The 15,384-nt window shown below is 26.7% G+C and carries 13 protein-coding genes and 1 tRNA gene; 13 read left to right on the top strand and 1 reads right to left on the bottom strand.

The features are described 5' to 3' along the window. The 6 genes from ACWYO2_RS02095 to ACWYO2_RS02070 all read left to right on the top strand — a co-directional run. Positions 1-4,774 (top strand): autotransporter domain-containing protein (locus ACWYO2_RS02095; RefSeq protein WP_455514840.1); only part of this gene is annotated, 4,774 nt, incomplete at its 5' end. Positions 4,775-4,785: 11 nt separating this feature from the next. After that, positions 4,786-6,249 (top strand): hypothetical protein, encoded by a 1,464-nt coding sequence (locus tag ACWYO2_RS02090; protein WP_455514839.1) that lies wholly within the window; start codon positions 4,786-4,788, stop codon positions 6,247-6,249. A gap of 104 nt (positions 6,250-6,353) precedes the next feature. Continuing rightward, positions 6,354-6,788, top strand: coding sequence for a 50S ribosomal protein L13 (rplM, locus tag ACWYO2_RS02085; protein WP_455514838.1), 435 nt, complete (start codon positions 6,354-6,356; stop codon positions 6,786-6,788). An 11-nt stretch (positions 6,789-6,799) separates the two neighbouring features. After that, entirely contained in the window at positions 6,800-7,192 is a 393-nt protein-coding gene (rpsI, locus tag ACWYO2_RS02080; protein ID WP_455514837.1) for a 30S ribosomal protein S9, read from the top strand. A 145-nt stretch (positions 7,193-7,337) separates the two neighbouring features. Continuing rightward, on the top strand, positions 7,338-8,828 hold the full coding sequence (gltX, locus tag ACWYO2_RS02075) for a glutamate--tRNA ligase (RefSeq protein WP_455514836.1): 1,491 nt from the start codon (positions 7,338-7,340) through the stop codon (positions 8,826-8,828). A gap of 15 nt (positions 8,829-8,843) precedes the next feature. Continuing rightward, positions 8,844-9,425 (top strand): TetR/AcrR family transcriptional regulator, encoded by a 582-nt coding sequence (locus tag ACWYO2_RS02070; protein WP_455514835.1) that lies wholly within the window; start codon positions 8,844-8,846, stop codon positions 9,423-9,425. A gap of 66 nt (positions 9,426-9,491) precedes the next feature. Here the strand turns inward: ACWYO2_RS02070 and ACWYO2_RS02065 are convergent. Next, positions 9,492-9,566 (bottom strand) — tRNA-Cys (locus ACWYO2_RS02065). A 108-nt stretch (positions 9,567-9,674) separates the two neighbouring features. On the opposite strand from ACWYO2_RS02065, the gene glmU reads away from it, so the two are divergent. From glmU to truA, 7 genes are all read left to right on the top strand, one after another. Next, on the top strand, positions 9,675-11,018 hold the full coding sequence (gene glmU / locus ACWYO2_RS02060) for a bifunctional UDP-N-acetylglucosamine diphosphorylase/glucosamine-1-phosphate N-acetyltransferase GlmU (RefSeq protein ID WP_455514834.1): 1,344 nt from the start codon (positions 9,675-9,677) through the stop codon (positions 11,016-11,018). Positions 11,019-11,038: 20 nt separating this feature from the next. After that, positions 11,039-12,028, top strand: a complete 990-nt coding sequence (locus tag ACWYO2_RS02055) for a ribose-phosphate diphosphokinase (RefSeq protein ID WP_455514833.1) — start codon at positions 11,039-11,041, stop codon at positions 12,026-12,028. After that, positions 12,021-12,584, top strand: a complete 564-nt coding sequence (locus tag ACWYO2_RS02050) for an L-threonylcarbamoyladenylate synthase (RefSeq protein WP_455514832.1) — start codon at positions 12,021-12,023, stop codon at positions 12,582-12,584. Before ACWYO2_RS02055 ends, ACWYO2_RS02050 begins: the two co-directional genes overlap by 8 nt. Beyond that, positions 12,574-13,035 (top strand): viral A-type inclusion protein, encoded by a 462-nt coding sequence (locus ACWYO2_RS02045; RefSeq protein ID WP_455514831.1) that lies wholly within the window; start codon positions 12,574-12,576, stop codon positions 13,033-13,035. The genes ACWYO2_RS02050 and ACWYO2_RS02045 overlap by 11 nt, the downstream gene beginning before the upstream one ends. Before the next feature lie 12 nt (positions 13,036-13,047). After that, positions 13,048-14,106: a GspE/PulE family protein gene (locus ACWYO2_RS02040; RefSeq protein ID WP_455514830.1), complete on the top strand. Its 1,059-nt coding sequence runs from the start codon at positions 13,048-13,050 to the stop codon at positions 14,104-14,106. A gap of 3 nt (positions 14,107-14,109) precedes the next feature. After that, the gene (locus tag ACWYO2_RS02035) at positions 14,110-14,700 is read left to right on the top strand and encodes an HAD-IB family phosphatase (RefSeq protein WP_455514829.1); all 591 of its coding nucleotides are present in this window, start codon (positions 14,110-14,112) and stop codon (positions 14,698-14,700) included. Further along, on the top strand, positions 14,697-15,384 hold a 688-nt coding region (gene truA / locus ACWYO2_RS02030), incomplete at its 3' end, for a tRNA pseudouridine(38-40) synthase TruA (protein WP_455514828.1). The genes ACWYO2_RS02035 and truA, both read left to right, overlap by 4 nt.

Below are 15,384 nucleotides of genomic sequence, written 5' to 3'. Positions count from 1 at the left end.
AAAACAAGGCGCTGATAATGGTCGTGTAAGATATAGTGTATTAACTTATGATGACGGTCTTGAGGATGCAAAATATGATGAAGATGGAGAAGAATTAAAAATAAACTATAACTCATATACAAAATTAGACAAATATAAAGATTTAGATGATATTGTTGGGAAAAAGAAAGTTTCTGTAAGAACATCTGTAGTAGGTAATAGTGAAGTAAATAAGATTGATGTTGATTTTGGAGAAAGATTATCAGATTATAGAGATAGATATGAAGATATATTATTAAATTTAGATAAATCAACATTAAAATTTAGTGAAGATGGTAAAAATATTACAGGTGGATTTAATCCAGATATAGTTGAAAGATTAACAAAATATGAGTTAAATAAAAATCCTAATACAAAAATAGAATTTATAACAGAGATAGAAGATACTGATAAAAATACTATAGGGCATCACAATATAGTAAGAAAAATTGTTAAAGATGGTGTAACTATTTATTCTAAAAAAGAGAAGGCTTATGTTGCATTTCCTGGTACGACAGTAGGTGTGGTTGACGGTACATTTGCTGATGAATCACCAGAGGTAGAAGCTAGAATGTATAGATATCAACCTAAAGGGTTAAATAATTTAAAAGATAAAAAGCCAGAAGATAGAAATTTAAAAAGAGAACACGGCCCAACTGTTGTAGGTTCAATGATAGAGGAACTATCAGTAGGAGAAGGGTATACACTAGCCAATCTTCTAGCTTCTCTACAATTAAAAACTATTATTGGTTATGGATACACTGGTAAACTACCTGAAGGTTTGGAATATGAGAATTTAAAAAATGGAATGATAAATTCTATAGTTACTTTAGCACAAAATTATAGACCTCAAAATAATGAAGTAGTTAATAAGAAATTTACAGATTTAACAGGTAAAATTACAGAAATAAAATTTGTTGAAGAAAAAATAAAGGGTTTAAAAGAATATCTTAAAATAAATCCTAATGATGAGGAAGCTAAAGATGAAAAACTTGCTGATTTAACTTCTACTTATTGGACTATATATAATAATGGTAAAGATGATACAAGTGATGAAGCACAAGAGAAAAAAATGGAAGTTAGAAAAGAATTTAGAAAATTCATGAATGAAAAATACAAAGAATTAAAACCGTTAGATGATAATAAAAGAAAAGAAATATTTAATTCTATGTATCAAAAAATATATGCTGAAATACTTGAAAAATATGAAGAATTTGTAAATATGACAGAGGTTGAAAAATTAGCAATGACTGATATTCACTTTGCAGCAGGTGCTATTGGAGATACTGTAACAGGTGGGTTAGCTGGAGATTCAGGTAAATTAATGGCAAAAATGATTGAAGATAATAAAAATATTAAGGCAATAAATATGTCTTATGGGTCTGAATATACATTTGATAAATATATGGCTATTAAGAATATGACTGAAGAGGAAAAACAAAGAGCAGTAGATGCATATAACAATAATACACTTGGATTTAGAACAGCTATTAAAATATGGCTTTCTAAAAATGATTTTTCTAATTTAGATGATTATAAAGAAAAATATCCAGGTAGTTTATCTATACCTTCAGTTCTTAAATACTTTGAATCAAGAAATAAGATAGATGTTAATGATTATCAAAAATTATTAGATCTTAAAATGTTAGGATTAAGAAACGCTTTATTAAAACATAGTGAACTTGCAACTTCTAATAATGATGTACTTTATGTAGTTTCTGCAGGTAATAATAGAAATAATAGTGGTCAAACTGATGTTGATTTAACTAATTTTGATTCAAATGGAGATAAAATAGTATATGAACATCCTAATAGAAAGTATTCTCAAACATTTGTGGATACTCCTTTATACTTAGAAGAAGTTGAGAAAGAAAAAGCTAAAAAAGAAGGAAGAGAATATAAATATAATCCTAATTATAGAAAAAATATAGTAAGTGTTGTTGGTCTTATACATAAAGCAATTTCAGGTAAAGCTACTGAAAGCTTACATAACGAATTTAATTTAGCAACAGATGATAATTATATATATAATAATATAAAAACTTATGCTGCATTTATGAGTGAAAGAAGTAATGCTTTATCAAAAATAAAGAAAGAAATAGAAAAAAATCCTTCTAAATATACTAAGTCATATATAGATGAAATAAATGCACAGATAAAAGATATAGATAATTTATCTGCAATGGATGTTGATCCTAATGGAAGACCATTTTTATTCTCATTCTCAAGAGCTGGTAAAGCAAAACTTTGGACAGTGGCTAGTGAGGGTATGTATTCATATAATAAGAGATTAACTGAAGAAGAGAAAAAATATAATAAGCCTATGAATCCGGATGGAGAAAAAGATGCTGATCTTGTACTTAATAATCAGTTTATAGGAAGTGAATATTTAGAGCAAGGTTCAAGTTTTGCAGCACCACGTGTTACAGCAGTTGCAGGAGTAATAGGAACTAAATTCCCGTGGATGAGTGCTCATCAAATTAAACAAACAATATTTACAACAGCTACGGATGATTATAGAGTTGTTGGTGTTAAAAATCCCGAAACAAATGAAATTGTTAAGAGAATAATAGGAGAATATGGAGTAGATGAAAATATAGGTTGGGGTATGATGAATAGAGATAAAGCATACTTAGGGCCTGCAAGATTTGTAAAAGCACTAACTTCAGAAACAGGAGATGATGACTTTATAGCTAACGTTCCTTATGGTAGCTATGAATTTAGTAATGATATAGAAGGAGGATTTAACCCTTATATTTATGCTGGAAGTAGAGCAGGAAGTGGTATAAGTCAAGCTGAAGCATTTATCTTAAATTCTGTAAAAGATTTAAGTGTTGAAGAAGTTCTTTCTGATGAATTTGATACAAATTCTTTATACAAACCTGTAATTGACGCTTTAAAACTTTTAGGTAAAACTAAAATAGAAATATATACTAATATTTTACCTAAATTTAATAAATATATTAATTCACTAGAAGATTATGAAAAAGATTTATTTGTTGATGCTGGATTAATTAAAAAAGGTAATGGAACACTTGTTCTTTCTGGAGAAAATAAATATAAAGATCCAACAATTGTAGAAGAAGGTACATTAGTTCTTAGAGGAAGTTCGGAATCACCTATTATAGTTCATAAAGGTGCTAAACTTAAACTTGATATGAGTTATTTAGAAAATAAGAAAAATGCTTTATTAGATGATGGAGAAGAACCATTTAAATCTAAAATAAATGGAGATATAATTAATTTTGGAGAGCTTTATTCATATTCAACTTCAGATAGGATAAATGGGACATATAGCGTAATAAAAGATGCTAAAACATATATTGCATCATTTGCTCATTTATCAGTTAATGAGCTTAATTTAAAAGAAACTAATGAATTTAGTTTTGATGTATTTAGAAAAAAAGGAATGGATATATTTGCAAGACCTAAATATTTAGATCCAAAAGAAGCTGAAGAGGAAGATATAGAAGCAACTGAAAAATTAGATCCTAATAAGAAAGAAATTTTAACTATAAACAAAATAAATAAAAAAGATTTATATAAAATTAAGTTAGGAAAAATAGCTATTACACCATATGTTGATTTAGAAGTTAAAGAAGAAAAAATAACAGATGATGAAGAAAATGTTAAGGTATTTGCAACTTTAATAAGAAAGAGTTCAAGTGAACTTGTTGATAATCCAATGCCTAATACAGCTCATATAATGGCAGTTCTTGAATCTAGGCTTAATGTAGCAAGTCCTAAAGAAAAAGAAGAAATTTTATCTAAAATAAATAATGTTATTTGGTATAATCAAGATGATGAAAATAAATTATCAGGTCAAACTTTAGCAAATTCTGAAGTTTTAGGTTATGATTTATTAGAAATTAAAAATAGTAAAATTAAAGAAAGACTATCTGTTAAAGGAACAGATGGTAAGTTAGGAGTATTTGTTGATTTAATTAATAGTAATAAGTTTAAATTTGCAAATGGTGATAAAAATATTATAACAAATGGGTTTAATTTAGGAATGGATTATACATCTAAATACTTTGTTGCAGGGGCAACGTTAAATTATACTAATTCTCAATTATTTGATTATAGTATACGTTTAGATAAAGATGATAATACTGATATTTTTAATCCAGTTAAACGCTATTTACAAGGTAGAGTTAAAGGGAATAATATAGGAGCTAGTATTTTTGCAAAAGGTATGTATGAAAATGGATATATTTCAGGTATAGGAAGTTTTGATTATTTAGGTAAAGATATAGATAGAAATTTAGGTGGTGAAAAAACAAAAGATATATCTGCAAGTGATATCATATTTAATGTAAATCTTGAAGGAGGATATAGATTTAGATTACCTAAAAATGTTGAGATTGAACCATTTATAGGAACAGATTTGATTACATATACTAGAGGAGGATTTAGTGAAGATACTGAATATGGATATAGTAGTGATAAAGAAACTAATTTCAAATCTAAAATAACTATTGGAACAAGAGTAAGAGCGAATATTAAAAATAAATGGAATATAGGAGGATATGTAAGTTATTCTAAATATCTAACTGATCCAGTACTTAAAGTTAAAGCTGAACTTTCATCATATAAGTTTAGTAATACGTTAAAAGGATTAACTCTTGATGATAATGTGATTTCTTATGGTATAGATTTAAGAACTAGATTAAATAATATAGAATTTAACCTAGCTTATAGCGGTAAGAATATTAGAACACAAGGTATAAGTACAGGAATAAAGGTTGAATTTTAGGAGGTTAGAAAATGAAAAATAAGTTTATAATATTTTCGCTTATAGCATCTGTAATTGGATATTCAAGTACATTACCTGTTAATGTAGAAATAGGATTATCTTCTGGATATAGTAAGTTGAATATAAGTGAAAAAGAATTTGAGGAAGTAGGATTAAAAAATGTATCTAATGGAGGATATAATTCAAGTAATATAAATACAGCTCTTTCATTAAATGTTAAATATCCATTTAAGTTTGATAAATTTAATGTAAAAATAGGAGGTGGAATTGAAGGATTTTTAGAGGCAAATGTTTCTAAGAACACTTTTAAACATTTAGAAGATAATAAGTATGGTAGTTATTTAGTTTATGAGGATGAGATAAATAAAATAAATGATAAAATTTTAGATATAAATCAAAAAATTGGACTTGTTGATTATGAAGTTGGAGTTTATGCAAATAAAGAAGCAATTGCAACAAGTAAAAAAGAACAATTGACTAAGAATATAGCGGACTCTAATAGAATTATATCTAAACTTGAAGCAGTGATAAAAAAATATCCTACAGAAGAAGCAGTAAAAGATCTTGAGGCAAGATTTGAAAAAGCTTCAACAGATGGTGATAAGTTTAGAAGTGATAGAGAAAAAGTTGAGCCAAAAGTAAAAGAGATTGAAGAACAATTACCAAGAAATGAAAGATTTAGAAAAATATTTAAAAATTTTGAACAATATCCTGATTCATATTTTGAAAAGAAAATGAAAGAAGCGGTTCCTAATCAAGAAGATAGAGATAAATATAAAAAACTTAGATCGGAGTATAAGATTGTAAAAAAAGAATACGATGATTTAAGCACTAAAATTGCTCAAGCATCTAAAACAAAATTAGATTTATTTGAAGATATGACTTTAGCTGATAAAGCAGCTGAAAAATTAGATAAGAGAAAAAAACAATTAGCAGATGATACTATTGCAAAAGATAAAGTAAGTAAAGATGAAACTGAATATAAATCTAAAAAAAGAGCGGCAAACATAGTTAAATCTAATCTTGATTCGATTAAAGATGAACTAATTGAAGAAAAAAAATCTAAAGAAAAAAAAGCAAATGAAATTAAAAATTATGATTTAAATAAGCATGATAATGAGAAAACAGCAGCTAAAGTAAATAATATATTAAATAATAATATAATTTTTGGTTCTAATATTTATGGATTATCTGAATTTGAATTAAAATTACAAAAAGATATGACTTTATTTTTTGATACAAAATTAGGACTTAGAGTTTCAAGTAATCCTTTAAAGGTTGTAACAGATAAACTTGAAGCAGATGGAGATAAAGTTGATGGTAATACATATAAAAGACTTAAAAATGTTGAAACTGTTAAACTATCACCAGTTATAGGAGTAGGTGTTGGGTTAAGATATAAAGGTGCAACTTTAGAAATTTCAAGTGGCTTAAATTCAGCACTTGCGAATATAAAATTTGGATATGAATTTTAATAATTTACCTTGACAAATAGGCTTAAATTGTATATACTAATATAGTAAAAATTCCTTTCCCACAAAGGAACCGTTATTCACATAATATTTATAGGAGGAAAAAAGTGAATAAAGATACAAAAATGTTAAAAAAAGAAGAAGTAGTTAGAAATTGGTATGTTGTTGATGCTGAAAATCTAGTACTTGGAAAAGTAGCAGTAGAAATTGCTAAAAAATTAATGGGTAAAGACAAAGTTAGTTACACACCACATGTAGATGGTGGAGATTATGTAGTAGTAGTAAATGCAGAAAAAATTGCTGTAACAGGTAAAAAATTAACTGATAAGAAATACTATAGACATAGTGGATACCCTGGAGGATTAAAAACTAGAAGTTTAGAAGAAATGCTTGCAAAAAAACCAACTGAAGTATTAAGAAAAGCTGTTGAAAGAATGTTACCTAAAAATAAATTAGGAAGACAAATGATTAATAGATTAAAACTAAATGTAGGACCTACTCATACAAATGAAGCTCAAAAACCTACAAAGTTGGAATTTTAGGAGGTAATTAAGTGAGTATACAATATTTAGGAACAGGTAGAAGAAAAACTTCAGTAGCAAGAGTAAGATTAATCCCAGGACAAACAGGTGTAGTAATAAACGGTAAAGACATGAGAGAATTTTTTGCAGGAAGAGAAATCTTAGCAAAAATTGTTGAACAACCATTAGAATTAACAGGAACTTTAAATAAATTTGGAGTTGCTGTAACAGTACAAGGTGGAGGAAATACAGGACAAGCAGGAGCTATTAGATTAGGTGTAGCTAGAGCTTTAGTTCAAAATGATGAAACATTAAAATCTCCATTAAGAGAAGCTGGATTCTTAACTAGAGATTCACGTATGGTAGAAAGAAAAAAATACGGGAAGAAAAAAGCAAGAAGAAGTCCACAATTCTCAAAACGTTAGTATTAATAATAACTACAGATTATATAAAATCGCATATACTATATATATGCGATTTTATTTTGAAATAATTTTTTCTTGAAAAATATAGTATTTTAAAGTATAATAAAGAGAAGAAAATTAAGCTTTTTATTTTATAGGAGGTAAAATGGAAAAGAAAGTTAGAGTAAGAATAGCACCATCTCCTACAGGAGATCCGCATGTAGGAACGGCATATATAGGGTTATTTAATTATGCATTTGCTCATCATGAAAGAGGAGAATTCATACTTAGAATAGAAGATACTGATAGAACAAGATTTTCTGCGGATTCAGAACAACAAATATTCGATGCAATGCATTGGTTAGGGCTTAATTATTCAGAAGGACCTGATAATGGTGGACAATATGGACCATATAGACAATCAGAGAGATTTGAAATATATAAAAAATATGCACTTGAGTTAGTTGACAAAGGCATGGCATACTATTCTTTTGAGACTCCAGAAGAATTAGAAATTATGAGAGAAAGACAACAAGCTATGGGACTACCTCCGATGTACGATAGAAGATCACGTAATTTATCTAAGGAAGAAATTGAAAAAAATCTTGCTGAAGGTAAACCTTATGTTATACGTATGAAAATGCCACTTGAAGGTCAAACTGTAGTGGAAGATGGATTAAGAGGTAAAATATTTTTTGATAATGATAAGATAGATGACCAAGTATTATTAAAATCAGATGGATATCCTACATATCATTTAGCTAATATTGTTGATGATCATTTAATGGGTATAACGCATGTAATTCGTGCTGAAGAATGGATAGCATCAACGCCTAAGCATATACAGTTATATAAAGCTTTTGGTTGGGATGAACCTAAATGGTATCATATGCCTTTACTTAGAAATGCTGATAAAACTAAGATATCTAAGAGAAAAAATCCGGTTTCTTTAAATTACTATAAAGAAGAAGGATATTTAAAAGAAGGATTACTTAATTTCTTAGCTCTTATGGGTTGGAGTTTAGGTGGAGAAAAGGAAATATTTACATTAGAAGAAATGGTTGAAAATTTCTCTTTTGATAGAATTTCACTTGGAGGACCAGTATTTGATTTAGTTAAATTAGGTTGGGTTAATAATCAACATATGAGATTAAAAGATATATCAGAATTAACAGATTTAGTAATACCTTTTATTAAAAAAGAAGGGTATGATGTATCTAAATTTAGTCGTGAAAGATTAGAAAAAATGGTAGCTATTTCTAGAGAAGGTGCACATACGCTTAAAGAAATTGCTAAAAGTTTAGATGTATTCTTTGAAAATGAATTTAATTTACCAATTATTACTGAAGATATGAATAAAAAAGATAGAAAATCAGTAGAGAGAGTTATAGATTCATTAAAATCAGAAGAAGGTATTAAGTCTATAAATTTATTCTTATCTAAATTAGAAACTTTAGAAGAAGATTTGGATGAAGAACATATTAAAGATATCTTACATAAATTACCAGAAGAATTAAATGAGGGAATAGGTAAAGTTCTTATGCCTATAAGAGCAGCGCTTACTGGTAAATCTAAAGGTCCAGACCTTTATACTATTATTTCTATAATAGGTAAGAAAGAAACTATTGAAAGAATAAAAAGAACAATTAAGCTATAAGGAGATGACAAAAAAATGGCGAGATTAAGAGCTAAAGAAGCTATAAGAATTGCTTTTGGTAAGATTTTAAAGGAAAAACCTTATCACCAAATTACGGTTAAAGATATAGCAGATGAAGCAAAAGTAACAAGACAAATATTTTACTATTATTTTAAAAATATGATAGAATTATTAGAGTTTTATGCAGAAGAGGAAGCTAAAGTTTTATTGGAAGAAAAGAAAAAAGAGAAAACTTTAGAAGAAGCTTATGTGTTATTTTTCAAGATAATGAAAGAAAAAAAAGATTTGATAAATAACTTAAATAATCCGGAAGCTTCAGGAATTTTAAGAAAAACTTTAGAACAAATGTCTAAAAGCTTATTTACAAGAATTTTATCTAAAAAATTTGATGGGACAAGAATATCAGATAAAGATAGAGAATTTTTAATTAATTATTTTAAATTAAGTTTTGCAGCTATTCTTTATGAATGGGTTGAAAAAGGTATGGAAGAAGATGAAAAATATCTTATTAAAAATTTAACTTTAATAATTAATAAAGGTCTTGATGACTTAGTGGACAGATTTGAAGAAAAAACTATAAAAGAAAGACAAAAATAAAAGAACGTGAAAACGTTCTTTTTGTATATAAAAAAACTACTATTATAAGTAGAGTTAATAAAATTATGGAGGCGATAATCAGACTCGAACTGATGTAAAAGGTTTTGCAGACCTCTGCCTAAGCCCCTCGACCATATCGCCATAACAATTAATACTATCATTTTATATACTATTTGTCAAGATAATAATTGAAAAAAATCGCTTAAAATGATATAATATACAAAAATAATTAAGAATGAAGGTGATTTTGTGATTTCTATAGTTTTGGCAGCAGGTAAGGGAACTAGAATGAAATCTAATATATCTAAATTAATGGCTAAAGCTAATGGAGAACCAATAATTTCTATAGTCGATAGAGTATTAAAGGCATCAAATATTAGTAATAATATATTTATTTTAGGATATTTAAAAGAACAAATATTAGATTTTATGCCAAATATTGATTATGTTGTGCAAAGCGAACAATTAGGTACTGCTCATGCTATTATAATAGCTAAAAGTAAAATAGAATCAACTAAAGAAGATGTTTTAGTTTGTAATGGTGATGGACCTTTACTTAAAAGTTCTACTATTATAAAAATGAAAGAAAAATTTGAAAAAGAAAATTATGATGCACTTCTTTTATCTTGTGAAGTCTCTAATCCTTATGGTTATGGTAGAATATATAAAGAAAATAATAAAGTAGTAGATATAGTTGAAGAAAGCGAAGCAAATAGTGTTCAAAAATTAATTAACGAAGTAAATGCTGGTGTATATATGTTTAAGAGAGATTCACTTCTTAAAATTATTGATAAATTTGATAATAATAATTCAAAAGGTGAGTTCTATATTACAGATAGTGTTAAATTACTTAATTCATTAAATCTTAAAGTAGGTAGTTTTAAAATAGAAGATGAAAATGAAATGTTAGGAGTTAATTCTAAATCTCAACTTGCGCAAGTTTCTAAAATATTAAGAAATAGAAAAAATGAAGAATTGATGTCAGAAGGTGTAGTATTAATAGATCCAGATAATGTATATATAGAAGAAAATGTAAAAATAGGACAAGATAGCGTGATATATCCTAATGTATATATACAGTCAGGAACAGTTATAGGTAAAAATTGTATCATATATTCAGGTACTAGAATTTTTGAATCAATAATAGGGGATAATGTTACTATAGAATCTTCAGTTGTAGAAAATTCAAAAGTAGAATCTTTTGTTAGTGTTGGACCTTTTGCCCATTTAAGACCTAAAGCTTTACTAAAGGAAGGCTCTAAAGTTGGAAACTTTGTTGAAATTAAAAATTCAGTTCTTGAAAATGGGGTAAAATGTGGACATTTAACATATATAGGGGATAGTAATATAGGTGAAAATACTAACATTGGAGCAGGTACTATAACTTGTAATTATGATGGAGTTAATAAACATAAAACTAAAATAGGAAAAAATAGTTTTATAGGAAGTAATAGTATTATAGTTGCTCCTGTTAATATAGGAGAAAATGTTTTAACTGCCGCAGGATCAGTGATTACTAAAGATATTGAAGATGATAGTGTAGCTTTTGGTAGAGCAAAACAAGTAAATAAAATTGGATTTAATAAAAAATAAATAGAAAGTGTGGGATTTTGATGTACAACAATCATGAAATTAAAGTTTTTGCAGGTTCTTCTAGTGAAAAACTTGCTGCAAAAGTTGCAAGCAAATTAGGTGTAAAACTTGGTGATAGAGATATAGTAAGATTTGCTGATGGTGAAACTTTTGCTAAATCTAATGAAACAGTAAGAGGATGTAAAGTATTCGTAATACAATCAACATCTAAACCTGTAAATGAAAGTTTAATGGAATTATTAATTTTCATAGATTCTTTAAAAAGAGCCTCAGCTTCTGAAATTATAGCTGTAATTCCTTATTATGGTTATGCAAGACAAGATAGAAAAGCATATCCAAGAGAACCAATTACATCTAAATTAGTTGCAGATCTTTTAACTACAGCAGGAGCAACAAGAGTAGTTACAATGGACTTACATGCTAGACAAATACAAGGATTCTTTAATATTCCTGTTGATCATATGGAAGCCCTTCCATTATTTGCTAAATATTTCTCTGATGCACATTTTGATCCTAAAGATACAGTAGTTGTATCTCCAGATATAGGAGGAGTAAAAAGAGCAAGAGGACTTGCTAGATGGTTAGGAGTACCTTTAGCTATTATAGATAAGAGAAGAGAAAAAGCTAACGTTTCTGAAGTTATGAATATAATAGGTGAAGTAAAAGGTAAAAAAGTTGTTCTTATAGATGATATTATAGATACAGCAGGTACTATATGTAATGCTGCAAAAGCTCTTAAAGATGCTGGAGCATGTGAGGTATATGCTTGTGCTATACACCCAGTATTTTCTGGTGAAGCAATACAAAGACTTAAAAACTCAGAATTTAATAAAGTGGTTGTTACAGATACTATACAATTACCAGAAGAAAAGAAATTTGAAAAATTAGTTGTAGTTTCTACTGCTTCAATGTTTGCTGAAACAATAAATAGAATATTTGTTGAAGAACCAATAAGTGATTTATTTGAAATGCCAGTAAACTTAGATATGACTGAAGGGACTCATGAGTAAAATAATACTTTTCCCGACAGATACAGTTTATGGGATAGGAGCACTTCCTATAAAAAGTGAAATACAAAAGCTATATGATATAAAAAAAAGAGAAAAAAGTAAAAAAATAATAGCTTTAGTATCAAGTAAGGAAAAAGTATTTGAAATATTTGAAGATAGTCAATTCTTAAGATTTCTTGTAGATAAGCTTTTTCCTGGAGAGGTTACTTTGATATCTAAAGCAAAAAAAGAATTTTTAGATAAAACAGGTTATTTAGAGGATATTGGAGTAAGAATGCCAGGTAATAAAATAGCACAAGAATTAATAGCTTCTCAAGGAGGTATATTAATGACAACGAGTGCTAATTTGAGTGGTAGACCCACACCAAAGGTATTTTCTGATATTGAAAAAGAAATATTAGAAAATGTTGATGAATATATAAAATGTGATGAAGATTTAAGTGGACAATCTTCTAGTATATTTAAAGTATTAAATGATGAAATATTTGAAATAAGAGAGGGAAATGTTAAATTTGAATATTTATTATCATTAAAGGAGGATTTTTTTGAAAAGTAAAACAGTAAATGCAAATAGTATAACTGATATGGATATGATGAACGCAAGAAGTCAGGCTAGTATGGCAGCTCAACTTCAAAGAATAGGTTTAGCAAAAAGAAAAAAGGTAATTACTTTGTCTAAAAATGGTCAAAAGTATTTAGAGCAAATGATAATTGAAATGGAAAAGCAAATGAAGATATATGAAAAACAATTACCTAATTTATTTCAGTTTTTTGCTTATATGAAAAAAGAATTAAATGTAGCAAAAGGGAAAAAAAGAGAAAAAGAAAAGAGTATATTGGTTTCTTTTGAGGAATATGATTTATTAGTTAAACAAATGAAAGATATAATAAAGGGATTAGAGGTTGAAAAAAGTAAATTAAAATGGTATTCATTAATGAAAAAAATGGTATTTTCAACAATGAGAAAACAAACTAGTAATTTATTAGATGAATTATTGAAAAAATAAGGAGTGGGGTTAATGGAGGATAATGAAAAAAATATATATACTTCCTTGAGTGGAAGTATTTTTTTTGCTAAAGGTATAGTGAAACTTGTTGAAAGTATAATAGAGGTAGCTATAGTAAATAAAGCATCAGATATTCATTGTAGAGATGTTTGTGGAGAAATATTTTTAGAATATAGAATAACAGGAAAGTTATATAAAATATCTGCACCTAAAAATATTAATTCTTTAGAATTAATATCAAGGATTAAAGTTTTATCTAAACTTAATGTTGCAGAAAAAAGAATGCCACAAGATGGGGCATTTACATATATGTATAATGGAAATAATTATGATATTAGGGTTGCAATATTACCAACTATAATGGGAGAAAGTTTAGTTTTAAGAATATTGAATAATATGTTAGAAGATATTTCTTTAAAAGCACTTGGATATAATGAAGATAAGATAAAAATTTTAAATAGATTATGTAAAATGAGTCATGGTTTGATATTAGTAACGGGTGCTACAGGTAGTGGAAAATCTACTACAATGCTTTCATTACTTCATATTTTAAATGATGGAAATAGAAAAATAATAAGTATAGAAGATCCTGTAGAAAATAAGTTAAAAGATATTGTTCAAATACAAATTAAGGAAGAAATAGGACTAAGTTTTTCAAATGTATTGAGGACAGTTCTAAGGTCAGATCCAGATGTTATAGTTATAGGAGAAATAAGAGATGAAATTACAGCAGATATAACAGTAAGAGCAGCTTTAACAGGACATTTAGTAATAGCTACGCTTCATACAACAAATGCTATTGGTAGTTTTTCTAGATTAATAGATATGGGAATTCCTAAATATTTGTTGCTAGATTCTATACTTTGTATTATTTCTCAAAAATTAATAAGAGATGAAAAGAAAAATGAAAGAGTTTGCTTAAATGAACTTTTAGAATTAAATGATAATATTATAAATATTTTAAATAAATTTGAAAATGAAAATGATATAAAAAAACAACTTAAAGAACTAGGCTATATTAGCATAGAGGATATTGAAAATGAGCTTATATTACTTAGTAAAGAGAGGTAGAAAATGAAAAATATAATAGTGTATGATTTTGATAAAACTATATATAATGGTGAAACATCAACTGATTTTATGTTATTTTTCTTAAAAAGAAATCCTAAATATATTATAAGACTTTGTAATGTTTTATATTCTCTTTTTTATTATAAAAAAGATTTGAAAAAATCTAAAGAAATATTTTTTAGAATCTTAAATGGAGTAAATATAGAATTTTTAAAAGAAGAGATAAATGAATTTTGGAAAGTAAAAAAAGATAAAATATTTTCTTGGGTATATAATGAAATATTAGAAAATAAAAAAGTATCAGATAAATTGATATTGATATCTGCAACTCCAAGTATATTTTTAGAAAAAATATCTAAAGAATTAGGATTTGATAAATTATTAGCTACAGAATTTGAAAATACAAATAAATTATTTGATAGTAAAATAAAGGGAGCTAATTGTAAAGGAAAAGAAAAAGTCAATAGATTAAATGAATATATTGATAATTATACAATACTTAAATTTTATTCTGATAGTATGAGTGATAAACCTTTATTTGATTTAGCTGATGAAAAAATATTTATAAACAAAGGGATAAAAGAAAAATTATGATTAATATTAAAATAATATATCAATATGATGGAAGTTGTTTTTATGGTTCTCAACGGCAAAAAGGGGAAAAAACAGTACAAGGAACTATTGAGAATATATTGTTAAAAGTATTTAATGAACAAGTTAATTTAATAAGTTCTGGTAGAACGGATAGAGGGGTACATGCTAAAAAGCAAATTTCTAATTTTATACTAACTAATGATAATGTTAATTTAGAATCAATTAAATATGCTATAAATAAACATTCATTTGGTGAAATAAAAGTTATGAAAGTAGAAAAAGTAAATTTAGAATATAACTCTAGATATGATAGTAATGTTAGGACTTATGAATATATATTCACGAATGTAAGAAATATAACACCATTTAATAGTAAATATATATCTAAATTTGATGAAGATATAGACATAGATAAGTTAAATATAATACTTAATGAATTTATTGGTAAGCATGATTTTTCTAGTTTTTCTAAAAAAGATAATAAAGCCAATAAAAATCCTATGAGAGAGATATATGAATGTTATGCTAAAAGAATAAATGATAATATACATATATATATTAAAGGTTCAAGTTTTCTTAAAACTATGGTTAGAATAATGGTAGGAACAACTTTTGAAATATATAAGGGTAAATTAAATTTATCATATATTAAGGATAATTTTGAAAATCCTAATGCAGATATAA

This window comes from Pseudostreptobacillus sp. (assembly GCF_977040545.1).
The sequence above is the reverse complement of the archived record's forward strand: the minus strand, read 5'-3'. Positions and strand labels throughout refer to the sequence as shown.